The organism is Capsulimonas sp. (genome assembly GCF_039929585.1).
In the GTDB taxonomy this organism is placed as follows: Bacteria; Armatimonadota; Armatimonadia; order Armatimonadales; family Capsulimonadaceae; genus Capsulimonas.
On sequence record NZ_JBDSQY010000037.1, the window covers coordinates 1 to 10,923 of the forward strand.

Below are 10,923 nucleotides of genomic sequence, written 5' to 3' on the forward strand. Positions count from 1 at the left end.
AGCGCTTTCCCCTTTTTCCCAACAAGCTGCTTCGCAGGGTAAAAGGGGAGCAAATCACTGCCGTCCATTCACTCGTCACAGGACCGGAAGGATGTAATTTGCGAACGCAGATACTCTCTGACACCTACTTGTCGAGCGAGCAGGGTTGATAATTACTAGCACCCCTTTTCCCCCGCGAAGCGGCTTGCTGGGAAAAAGGGGAAAGCGCTTTAGCGCCGGGGGAATAGGGACGGCGCAGGGAAGCCGCCTACTCCGCTCCGCCCAATTGCTGGAGCACCAGGGCCGCGCCGCCGAGGATGCCGGCGTTGTCGCCGAGCTCTGCGGGAACGATAGTGCAGCTGCGTGAGAGCGAACGAATGGCGCAGGCGTACGTGGTGCGGCGGATCGGATCGAGGATCAGTTCGCCGGCCTGGGCGACGCCGCCGCCGATGACGATCATTTGGGGGTTGAACAGGTTGATCAGGCTAGCGAGGGTGACGCCGAGATAATAGCCCGTCTCCTCAAAGACTTCAATCGCGACTTCGTCACCGGCGCCGGCGGCCTGCGCGATGATCGCGGGGGTGAGCAGGAAGCGGTCGAAATCGACCAGGGTTCCCAGGACTGTCTTGCGGCCTTCCTGGATCTTGCGCGCGGCGCGCTCGACGATCGCGCTGATCTGCGCCTCGCCTTCAATGGCGCCGAACGAGGTGTTGCCGCCCCGTCCGCCGGCGTTGACGATTACATGGCCGACTTCGCCGGCGCCGCCGTCCGCGCCTTCCAGCAGCTTGCCGTCGATGATGATGCCGCCGCCGATGCCCGTGCCCAGCGTAATCATAATCAGGTGACGAACGCCGCGTCCCGCGCCAAAGGCGTACTCGCCGAGCGCGGCGAGGTTCGCGTCATTGCCCAGGAAGACCGGCAGGTTCAGCGCGTCCTGCACTGGCTGCGAAATCTGTACGCCTTTCCATTGATCCTTGAAGTTCGGCGCCCACAGCACCATCCCTTCCTTTGCCTTCACGTGTCCGGGAACGGCGACTCCGACGCCCAGCACCTGATCGCGAGAAACGCCCGCCTTCTCCAGCGCGTTCTCCGCCGCCAGAACAATCTGACCACATGTCTGCGCCACTCCATCCATGGCGTACGAAGGCAGATTATCCCCGCGTCCCACAATCTCTTCCGTCTCACGCTTTATCACCGCCGCGCGGACATTGGTGCCGCCGAGGTCCACGCCGATCACATACGGCTTTTCTTGCGCAGATACTGCCATTCGCCCATTTCTCCTTCGAACGCCCACGAAATTTTGCTTTCAGTATGGCTGTCTGGGAGGGGCGATGTCAAGCGGCGGTTGCGAACCCAGGCAATTCCTTACACGATATTCCGCAGCGCATAACATCCCGCAAAGATGACGACGTTGAGCGCCATCCAGCAGGCAAGTGCTTGTCCCATCAGGAAATAACGTTTGGAAGAGCGCAGTGTTTCTCCATTCGCAAAGATGTAATAAGAAGCGGCGTAAAACACAGGAATAACCAGCCCAAGCACGGTAAGACCCGCTTGTCCGGCAAAACCTGTCGAACCTGAGAAGAGAAGCGGGGCTGCACTCATCGCACACACAACCAAAAATGGGATTCCAACGCATGCAATAATCGAGATGACCGAGCTGATCAGCGTTCGGTCCACTAATAGCGAGACCATGAGCGATACTCCAAAGCATCCGATCGCTGCGAGCAGAACAATACCCATTGGGAAAATAATAATATGAGGGTCCTGAAGCGCAAACAAATAGTCATTCACGGCTGCCGGCGCATAGGTTGCCGCATCTTTGAGGAGACCAACATGACCGGCGAATATCGCGGCTCCGGCGGCGCCGACGCCAAGACAGGAGAGGAACACGCTCATCAGTCCAGCGATGACTTTTGAGACCCAAATGCGCCCTCGTGAGATGGGCAGCATCGTCAGAAAGGAAAGCGATCCGGCGCCGATTTCTCCGGAAAACGCTCCCGACGCCGAAAGGACGCCGCCCAGAAGGACTGCGATACCTGCGGAAATCAGCGTCGTGTTTCCAGTATAAGAGCCGCTTGCAGGACCGTATAACGCTCGAACGCGTATATCGATCAAGGTCCATAACAGATTGGTCACAAGAAACAGAATTGTGATTGCCGCAGGTATCAGGCGTGTCTCACGCCATTCTTTCCAAATCAATGCTTTCATATTCTCGCCTCCTCCTTCGCGACGAGTGCGACAAAGATCTCTTCCAGAGTGAGATCGATCGCCTCTTTCACCACTCCGCCGAAGAACTTGACGGGCGGCGTCATCTCGTCGTAGTCCTGAACCGTGATGAGCCATTCACGGCCCGAGGTCCGAGCCTGGAGCACATTCGGCGATTGAGCGAGCGTGTTCTCACCTTCGTCTATCCCCGTCACACGCAGCATCTTCACCAACGACTTGAGCGTATCGACTGGGGCCTGGAGCAGCAGGCGGCCGTCGTGCAGGATGCCGACCCAGTCGCAGAGCCGTTCGATCTCGTGGATCTGGTGACTGGCGAAAAACACGGTCCGGTTCGAGCCATGCAGTGCGTCGATCACGGTGCGATCGAACTCGGAGCGGGCGATGGCGTCCATGCCGGAGGTGCATTCGTCGAGCAGGACTAACTCGGGATCGTGCGCCATGGCGATCACGAGGGCCAGCAGGGCGATGTTACCTCGGGATAGCTCTCGGACCTTCTTAGTCCGATCGAGACGGAACGTCGTCACCAGACGCGCTTCATCCTCGCGAGACCAGTTTCGGTAGTGGGGGCTGACGAAGCGCAGGGTCTCCTCCACGGTCATCCAATCGTACATCGGCAGCCGCTCGGGGATGTAGCCGACGCGCTGGCGCAGCTCCACGCCGTCGCGGGCCGGGTCCAGGCCGAGGACACGGATCTGGCCGGCGCTCGGCTGCAAGATGCCGAGCATCAATTGGATCAGCGTGCTCTTGCCGGCGCCGTTGCGGCCGAGCAGCGCATAGACCGATCCACGCGGGACGTCGAGATCCAGATCCTTAAGGACCGATGTTTTGCCGAACGATTTGGCAAGGCCCTGGATCCGAAGCGCGTCTGGAGTGCTTGCGATGGCCGGGGATAAAAGGCCGGCGTCACCTTTGGACGGATCGATCGGGTGTGAGAGCGAGAGCGATTGGCGATGCATGAAACGGTCCTCCGAGATACTGCGGCAGTGAATAATCTTCCGTGTCAAGTCAATGTTGTTATTGCCGCATCAGCGCGGGCTGTACGTGAAACAGAATGACCATGTAGAGCCCGTAGAGCGCCGCCCCGAGGGAGGCATACACTGCTGTCCATTTGCCAACGATTCGAAGCGGGATGAGGTAGCGTCGCCGGGGCTCTTCTGTGGCGCCAAACGACACATGAGAGATGTGCAGAGCAATGCCTGTCAGTGTCAGCAGTGCGAACGATGTGGCGACGATCATCGATTCTGGATCGTGAAGTGTGGCGTTAAGCGCGAGATAATAATCAAACTCGTGAAGGGTAATGAGGTGATTATTAAATTCCGACAGTTTCTGCGTCGCTACCCCATCCAGTAAAATTATCGTTCCAAAACCGGCGCCGAAAATTGCGAAGCACGCCAGAATGGCAAAGACTATGCTGGCGAATGTTTGATTGTTCAGGCACGATACCGCGTAAGAAACAGCGTAGACAGCGGTAAAGGCGCACAGCATCAAGATCGGCAGCTCTATCATCAGAACGAGGGTGTTGCCAATCGTGTTTACAATGGCGTCCCAGCCGAAATTAACCCAAATCAGCGCTAGTCCCAGAAGCAGGATCCCCAGGAGCGCCGCCGCCGCGCCAGCGAAGCCGATTCCCGCTTTCACAAGCCACAGAGACTTTTTGGGGACGGGCAGGCTGGTGAGGAACGACATTGTCCCTTTGCTTGCCTCACTGGATACGATGCTCCCGCCGCAAACCACCGCCGCAAGAAGGCTGCACGCCACGCCTGTCAGCTTGACTGAATCCACCGTGTAAATGCCCCCTGGAGGCGTCACCCGAGCGCCATGCATGTGATCGGCGAGATACTGTATCGTGACCAGAAACAGGTTGATGGCGAGGAAGAGCAGACAGAACGCCGCCGGGATCATCCTCGTCTCGCGCCATTCTTTCCAAATCAGTGTTTTCATTCTTATGGTTTCCTCACTCTTCTACTTCGATGGAGCAAGCTCATCCGAGCGTTCGGCGTCCGCCATCTCTAAAAGCCGCTCTTCCAAAAGCGCGCGTATCTCATCAGCGTCCAGATCGACATGATGCGCCTCCACGAGCGCACGGTCGAGCAGGGCGGCGACGCGGGCGCGACGGGCGTCCAGACTGAGGACTGGTTCGGCGGCGCTTACGAAGCTGCCGAGGCCGCGCCGGGTCTCTACCACGCGCTCACGCTCCAAATGTTGGTAGGCGTGCGCGATCGTGTTCGGGTTGACCACCAACTCCGAGGCCAACTCGCGAACTGTTGGCAGGCGGTCGCCGGCGCGCAGGGCGCCGCCGGCGATCATGCTTTTGACCTGATCGACGATCTGTAAATAGAGCGGCGATCCCGAGGATTGATCCAGTCGAATATACATGGCTTTGTTTTGCTGTTTACGCCTGACGATTAAAATCGCGGCTAGAAAAGCACGATGTGCCCCTCCGGGCACTCCAGAACCCTGGCGATTGCGTGTATTTTCTGGGGTCCACGGAGGTGGACATCGTGCACTTCTAGCCGCGATTTTAATCGCCAGCTAAAATTTGCTGTTCTTTGTACTAGCGCACTAGTACAATAACATACTTGTCTCCGTCTGTCAAGAGGGGAATCGTGATGTGCTATAATAACGGCTATGGCAGATATTCGTGAAGAACTAAAAAAACGTATCCTCGTGATCGACGGCGCCATGGGGACGATGATTCAGCGGTACAAACCCGAGGAAGCTGATTTCCGGGGCGATCGTTTTGCGAACCATCCGGTGGATCTCAAGAACAACAATGAAGCATTGATGCTTGTGCGTCCCGACATCATTGAGGAGATCCACACGGCGTACCTGGACGCGGGCGCGGACATCATTGAGACCAATACGTTCGGCGCCAACTCCATCTCCATGGCGGATTACGACATGGTTCCGCTGGTGCGTGAGATGAACGAACTGGCGGTCGATATCGCGCGGCGAGCCGTTCACAAGTGCATGGCGAAGGACCCGTCGCGCCCACGTTTTGTCGCCGGCGCGATCGGCCCCTGCACGCGCAGTGCGACAGTCATTGAAGACTCCAACAATCCGGCGTTCCGTTCGTTTACGTTTGATGATTTTGAAGCGACGTATTACGAACAGGCGAAGGCGCTGATTGACGCCGGCGTGGACCTGCTGCTGTGCGAGACGACGTTTGACACGCTCAATCTCAAGGCGGCGCTCTTTGCGATCCAGCGCTTATTCGATGAAGGCGAGCGCGTTGTCCCCGTCATGGCGTCTCTGAGCATTACGGATCTTGGTGGCGGAAACCTGACGGGCCAAAACTTAGAAGCGATGTGGAACTCGATTGCTCATGCGCCCCTGCTGTCCGTCGGTTTGAACTGCGGCTTCGGCCCCGATGTCTACCGCCCGTTCGTGGAAGAGATTTCGCGCATCGCTCCGATCTTCGTGAGTATTTATCCCAATGCGGGGCTGCCGAATGCATTGGCCGAAACTGGGTTTGACCTGGATGAGCCGCAGATGACGCCGTCGATCCGCGAGTGGGCGGAGAACGGATGGCTGAACATCATCGGCGGCTGCTGCGGCACGACGCCGGAGTTCATTCGTGGGTTCGCCAAGGCTGTCGAGGGCTTGCCGCCGCGCGTGCCGCCGACGGTGACGCCGGACATGAGACTGAGCGGGACGCAGGCATTCAACGTCGGCGAAGACGCGCTGTTCGTCAATGTCGGCGAGCGGACAAACGTCACGGGATCACCTAAGTTCGCCAAATTGATCCTGGCCGGCGATTATGAGGCGGCGCTCACGGTCGCGCAGCAGCAGGTGGACAACGGCGCTCAGGTCATCGACATCAATATGGACGAGGGGCTCCTGGACTCCGAAAAGGCGATGACGACCTTTTTGACACTGATCCAGGGCGAAACGAACATCAACAAAGTCCCGATCATGGTGGACAGCTCTAAGTGGTCCGTCATTGAGGCGGGCCTGAAGGCGCTGCCGGGCAAGGGGATCGTCAACTCGATCAGCTTGAAAGAAGGCGAAGAGAAGTTCAAAGAGCAGGCGAGGCTCGTCAAGCGCTACGGCGCCGCCGTGGTTGTGATGGCGTTTGACGAAGTGGGGCAGGCAGACAGTGAAGACCGCAAGGTGGAGATTTGCACCCGAGCCTATAATATTCTGACCCAGGAGGTCGGTTTCCCGCCACAGGATATTATCTTCGACCCCAATATCTTGACCATCGCCACGGGCATCGAAGAGCACAACAATTACGCGGTCGACTTCATTAATGCGACACGCCGCATCAAAGAGACTTTGCCGTTAGCCAAAGTCAGCGGTGGTGTCAGCAACCTCTCGTTCTCGTTCCGTGGGAACAATGTCGTTCGAGAGGCGATCCATTCGGCCTTCTTGTATCATGCGATCAAAGCCGGTCTGGATATGGGCATTGTCAACGCCGGCATGCTCGAAGTTTACGAGGCGATCCCCAAGGACTTGCTGGAGCTGGTGGAGGACGCGCTGTTCAATCGGCGTTCGGATTCCACAGAGCGTCTGCTGGAGTTCGCCGAGGGACTGAAGGGCGTCAAGGGGAAAGTCGTCGTCAAGGACGAAGCTTGGCGTAACGAGAGCGTCGAGTCTCGCTTGTCCTATGCGCTCGTCAAGGGCGTGACCGAGTACATCGAAGCCGACACGGAAGAAGCGCGGCTGAAGTACGACAAGCCGCTAGAGGTCATCGAAGGGCCGTTGATGTCCGGCATGAACGTGGTCGGCGACCTTTTTGGCTCGGGCAAGATGTTCCTGCCGCAAGTCGTCAAGAGCGCCCGTGTTATGAAGCGCGCGGTTGCGGTCCTCATGCCTTACATGGAAGCGGAGAAGCTGCGGACCGGCAACACGCAGGCGCAGGCCAAGGTGCTCATGGCGACGGTGAAGGGCGATGTGCATGATATCGGCAAGAACATCGTCGGCGTCGTGCTTGGGTGCAACAACTATGACGTGATCGATATGGGCGTCATGGTTCCGTCCGACAAGATCCTCGCGGCGGCGATCGAACAGAATGTCGATATCATTGGCCTGAGTGGCCTCATCACGCCGTCGCTGGACGAAATGATCCACGTGGCGAAGGAGATGCAGCGCCGGGGCTTCACAAAGCCCCTGCTGATCGGCGGCGCCACGACAAGCCGCACGCATACGGCGGTGAAGATCGCCCAGGCGTACGACGGCCCGATCGTGCATGTGCTCGACGCCTCCCGCGCCGTCGGCGTGGTGAGTAGCCTGATCAGCGACGAGCTGCGTCCGAACTTCGTCGAAAAGAACAGCGCTGAGCAGGCCGCAACACGTATTACCTTCGCCAACAAGCGAAGCCAAAAAGACACGCTGCCATTTGAGACGGCGAAGGCCAATCGTACGCGCATTGTCTGGTCGGACGGCGACATTGCGAAGCCTGAGTTCCTCGGCGTTCGTGTGCTTAAAGACGTTCCCTTGTCCGAACTCGTCCCCTTCATCGACTGGGGCCCATTCTTCATCGCCTGGGAGCTGCACGGCAAGTATCCGGCGATCTTCGAGGATGAAATTGTCGGTGAGCGCGCCAAAGAGTTGTTCGAGGATGGCCAGGAAATACTGCGAAAGCTGCTCAAGGATGGCGAACTGAAGGCAAATGGCGTCTACGGCTTCTTCCCCGCGAACAGCGTTGGCGAGGACATTGAGCTTTACGCCGACGACACGCGCACCGAAGTCCTGACAACGATCCATGCGCTGCGCCAGCAGACGCCCAAGACGAGCGGCGAGCCGAACAAGTCGCTGTCCGACTATATCGCGCCGCGCGAGTCTGGGCTTGCCGATTATATGGGCGCCTTCGCCGTGACAACGGGATTAGGTATCGAACCCATCGTCGCCCAGTACGAACGCGACTTAGACGATTACAATGCGATCATGGTCAAGGCCCTCGCCGACCGCCTCGCCGAAGCCTTCGCCGAATACCTGCACGCCCAGGCCCGCAAAGACTGGGGCTTCGGGTTTGGTGAGAACCTGACCAACGAGGATTTGATCCGCGAACGCTACCGAGGAATCCGCCCTGCGCCGGGCTATCCCGCCTGTCCGGACCACACGGAATCGAAAACGATGTTCGAATTGCTGGCGGTTGAAGAAAATACGGGTATCACGTTGACGGAGAGCATGGCGAAGTACCCCACGGCGTCAGTCAACGGCTGGTACCTTGCGCATCCCGAAGCGAAATACTTTGGGGTGGGGAAGATCGGCAAGGACCAAGTCGAGGATTACGCGCGGCGCAAGGGCTGGGATCTGAAAACGGCGGAGTACTGGCTTTCGCCTAATTTGAATTACGATCCTGAGTAAACGGAGATGCTTATGACTGCCAAAATTCTTGTTGAAATAGAGGGCTTATTTATCTATCCGACCAAAGGGGCTCCTGACCAACATTATGTGCTCCTGCGCAACACGAACGGGCAATCATTTGCGATCTTTGTAGGATGGCCTGAAATGCAGTCTATGAACTATGCGTTCCACGAACGATGCTTGCTCCGACCGCTGACACATGATGCGATGGTGGCGTGTATTGAAGGGCTTGGCGGTATTGTCCAGCATATTTTTCTGCATGCGATTAAAAATGAGGTCTACCACTCATCCGTGTACTTGGCGAGCGGCGACAAAACGATTACGGTTGAAATGCGACCCAGTGACGCTTTAAATCTTGCACTGCGCGCTAAATGTCCAATCTATGTTGCCGATGAAGTGCTGGCGGCAGGAGTTGCAACTTATAAAGACTTGGAGACGCAATGGTCCCAGGAGGGTCCTGTAGAGTGTGAAAATACACAACCACGCGCTTCTTAAAACCCAGCGCCCACGCGGGAACCAAGCGTCCACATATCTCGTACACTCGCCATTGACAAAGAGTTTGAGATTGTGACATAATTCACATAGCTCATTTTGAGAGGAAAAGCGACGATGCCGCCCACAACAACCGCCGCGTTTGGCGAGATAACGCCGAACCTTCATTCCGTCGGGGAGTTCCTCCCGCTTCTGATCCTTCTGGTGGTCGCCTTCCTGTTGGCGGGGGTATTGGTCGGACTTTCCTGGATCCTTGGACCGAAAAAGCCGTCCGCCGCGAAGCTGTCATCCTACGAATGCGGCGTCGATCCGGTGGGCTCGGCCCGCGAACGATTTCCTGTCAAGTTTTACTTGATCGCGATGCTGTTCATCATCTTCGACATCGAAACCGTCTTTCTGTACCCCTGGGCGGTCACGTATAGCCATCTGGCGCACGCCCCACAGGTCTTCAGTTTGGTGGAGATGCTCGTCTTTATCGTTCTCCTTTTTGTCGGTTATATTTACGTGTGGAAGAAGGGCGCTTTCGAATGGGAGTAGAACAAAACGTCGGTTTCCTGACCGTGCCTTTGAACAAGGCCGTCAACTGGGCCCGCAGTAATTCCGTTTGGCCCGCCACGTTCGGATTGGCCTGCTGCGCCATCGAAATGATGGGCTCGACCAATTCACGATACGACCTCGCGCGCTTCGGCAGTGAGGCCTTCCGCGCTTCCCCCCGCCAGGCCGACCTGATGATCGTCGCCGGCCGAGTCTCCAAGAAGATGGCTCCCGTCCTGCGCCAGATCTACGATCAGATGCCTGAGCCCAAGTGGGTCATCTCGATGGGCGACTGCGCTTCCTGCGGCGGCGTGTTCAACAACTACGCGATTCTCCAGGGCGTCGATCAGATCGTCCCCGTGGACATCTATGTTCCGGGATGCCCGCCGAACCCCGACGCGCTGATCTACGGAATCAATCAGCTTCAAAAGAAGATCCAGCGCGAGCACTTCAGCGATCGCCGCTAGTCTAGGATACACGTTATGGTAGATTTTAATGTCCGTTTGGGCCTGACGCCCACCGACCTGGAGCTCCGCGAGATCCAGACGAAGCGTCCCGCCGAGTTCGAAGCGCTCAGCGCCGACGATAGCCCGGAGCTGCGCCTGGTGGAAGCGCAGTTCGCCGGAGAGATCGTTTCCTCGCGCTTGTTCCGCGGCGAAAAGACGATTACGGTCAAGAAAGACAAGATCGTGGCGATTGCGAAGGCGCTGCGCGACGATCAGGAAACGGCTTACAACTATCTTTCGGACCTGACATGTGTGGACCTGCTCAAGGTCAACAAGACCGAAGAAGAGCCGCGCTTCGAGGTGATTTACAATTTGTATTCGCTGGCGACCTTCGAGCGGCTGCGTCTGAAGGCCCAGGTGACCGAAGACGATCCGACGATCGACACCGTCGAATCCGTCTGGCCGAACGCCAACTGGAGCGAGCGCGAAGTGTTCGACATGTTCGGGATCACCTTCAACAACCACTCGGACCTGCGCCGCATTCTGATGCCGGACGATTGGGTGGGGAATCCGCTGCGCAAGGATTACCCGCTGGGCGGCGAAGAAGTCGAATTTACTTACAACGTGCGCGGCCGTTAATCACTTAGAAAGAATTTCAATATGGCGACAACTGAGCGCGATTTGAAGGAACGGGCGATCGAGGCGAAGCTCGGCGCGGGCGTTGATGTTCAGCGGATCCAGGACGAAGACCGGGATCTGATGATCGTCAACATGGGCCCGCAGCACCCCTCGACGCACGGCGTCCTGCGCGTGGTGCTCAAACTCAATGGCGAAACTGTCACCGGCACCGACTGCGTCATCGGCTACCTTCATCGAGGAATCGAAAAGATCGCCGAAAACCGGACATACGCGCAGTTCGCGCCCTACACCGACC

At 57.7% G+C, this 10,923-nt stretch carries 10 protein-coding genes and 1 pseudogene; 6 read left to right on the forward strand and 5 right to left on the reverse strand.

The genetic code is table 11. The features are described from left to right. Nucleotides 1-247: 247 nt before the first annotated feature. The 5 genes from ABIZ35_RS02235 to ABIZ35_RS02255 form a co-directional block, all read right to left on the reverse strand. Nucleotides 248-1,246, reverse strand: a complete 999-nt coding sequence (locus ABIZ35_RS02235) for an ROK family protein (protein WP_348218241.1) — start codon at nt 1,244-1,246, stop codon at nt 248-250. Between the two features lie 98 nt (nt 1,247-1,344). Beyond that, nucleotides 1,345-2,187, reverse strand: a complete 843-nt coding sequence (locus ABIZ35_RS02240; protein WP_348218242.1) for a hypothetical protein — start codon at nt 2,185-2,187, stop codon at nt 1,345-1,347. Then, nucleotides 2,184-3,161, reverse strand: a complete 978-nt coding sequence (locus ABIZ35_RS02245; protein ID WP_348218243.1) for an ABC transporter ATP-binding protein — start codon at nt 3,159-3,161, stop codon at nt 2,184-2,186. Before ABIZ35_RS02245 ends, ABIZ35_RS02240 begins: the two co-directional genes overlap by 4 nt. Nucleotides 3,162-3,219: 58 nt before the next feature. Beyond that, on the reverse strand, nt 3,220-4,146 hold the full coding sequence (locus tag ABIZ35_RS02250) for an ABC transporter permease (RefSeq protein ID WP_348218244.1): 927 nt from the start codon (nt 4,144-4,146) through the stop codon (nt 3,220-3,222). A gap of 21 nt (nt 4,147-4,167) precedes the next feature. Continuing rightward, nucleotides 4,168-4,581, reverse strand: a complete 414-nt coding sequence (locus ABIZ35_RS02255) for a GntR family transcriptional regulator (protein ID WP_348218245.1) — start codon at nt 4,579-4,581, stop codon at nt 4,168-4,170. A 252-nt stretch (nt 4,582-4,833) separates the two neighbouring features. Between ABIZ35_RS02255 and metH the strand changes: the two genes are divergently transcribed. The 6 genes and pseudogenes from metH to ABIZ35_RS02285 form a co-directional block, all read left to right on the forward strand. Continuing rightward, the gene (gene metH, locus ABIZ35_RS02260; RefSeq protein ID WP_348218246.1) at nt 4,834-8,517 is read left to right on the forward strand and encodes a methionine synthase; all 3,684 of its coding nucleotides are present in this window, start codon (nt 4,834-4,836) and stop codon (nt 8,515-8,517) included. Nucleotides 8,518-8,529: 12 nt separating this feature from the next. Further along, on the forward strand, nt 8,530-9,012 hold the full coding sequence (locus ABIZ35_RS02265) for a bifunctional nuclease family protein (protein ID WP_348218247.1): 483 nt from the start codon (nt 8,530-8,532) through the stop codon (nt 9,010-9,012). Nucleotides 9,013-9,126: 114 nt separating this feature from the next. Beyond that, on the forward strand, nt 9,127-9,546 hold the full coding sequence (locus ABIZ35_RS02270) for an NADH-quinone oxidoreductase subunit A (protein ID WP_348218248.1): 420 nt from the start codon (nt 9,127-9,129) through the stop codon (nt 9,544-9,546). Beyond that, nucleotides 9,537-10,010, forward strand: a complete 474-nt coding sequence (locus ABIZ35_RS02275; RefSeq protein ID WP_348218249.1) for an NADH-quinone oxidoreductase subunit B family protein — start codon at nt 9,537-9,539, stop codon at nt 10,008-10,010. The genes ABIZ35_RS02270 and ABIZ35_RS02275 overlap by 10 nt, the downstream gene beginning before the upstream one ends. A 15-nt stretch (nt 10,011-10,025) precedes the next feature. Further along, a complete protein-coding gene (locus ABIZ35_RS02280; protein ID WP_348218250.1) occupies nt 10,026-10,628 on the forward strand; it encodes an NADH-quinone oxidoreductase subunit C in 603 nt (200 codons plus the stop codon). Between the two features lie 21 nt (nt 10,629-10,649). Continuing rightward, nucleotides 10,650-10,923: pseudogene (locus tag ABIZ35_RS02285) on the forward strand (NADH-quinone oxidoreductase subunit D); the annotation flags it as partial.

Excerpts from the sequence above, each read along its gene's own strand:
- ABIZ35_RS02235 (WP_348218241.1), bottom strand. The coding sequence starts at position 1,246 with ATGGCAGTATCTGCGCAAGAAAAGCCGTATGTGATCGGCGTGGACCTC.
- ABIZ35_RS02240 (WP_348218242.1), bottom strand. The coding sequence starts at position 2,187 with ATGAAAGCATTGATTTGGAAAGAATGGCGTGAGACACGCCTGATACCT.
- ABIZ35_RS02245 (WP_348218243.1), bottom strand. The coding sequence starts at position 3,161 with ATGCATCGCCAATCGCTCTCGCTCTCACACCCGATCGATCCGTCCAAA.
- ABIZ35_RS02250 (WP_348218244.1), bottom strand. The coding sequence starts at position 4,146 with ATGAAAACACTGATTTGGAAAGAATGGCGCGAGACGAGGATGATCCCG.
- ABIZ35_RS02255 (WP_348218245.1), bottom strand. The coding sequence starts at position 4,581 with ATGTATATTCGACTGGATCAATCCTCGGGATCGCCGCTCTATTTACAG.
- metH (WP_348218246.1), top strand. The coding sequence starts at position 4,834 with ATGGCAGATATTCGTGAAGAACTAAAAAAACGTATCCTCGTGATCGAC.
- ABIZ35_RS02265 (WP_348218247.1), top strand. The coding sequence starts at position 8,530 with ATGACTGCCAAAATTCTTGTTGAAATAGAGGGCTTATTTATCTATCCG.
- ABIZ35_RS02270 (WP_348218248.1), top strand. The coding sequence starts at position 9,127 with ATGCCGCCCACAACAACCGCCGCGTTTGGCGAGATAACGCCGAACCTT.
- ABIZ35_RS02275 (WP_348218249.1), top strand. The coding sequence starts at position 9,537 with ATGGGAGTAGAACAAAACGTCGGTTTCCTGACCGTGCCTTTGAACAAG.
- ABIZ35_RS02280 (WP_348218250.1), top strand. The coding sequence starts at position 10,026 with ATGGTAGATTTTAATGTCCGTTTGGGCCTGACGCCCACCGACCTGGAG.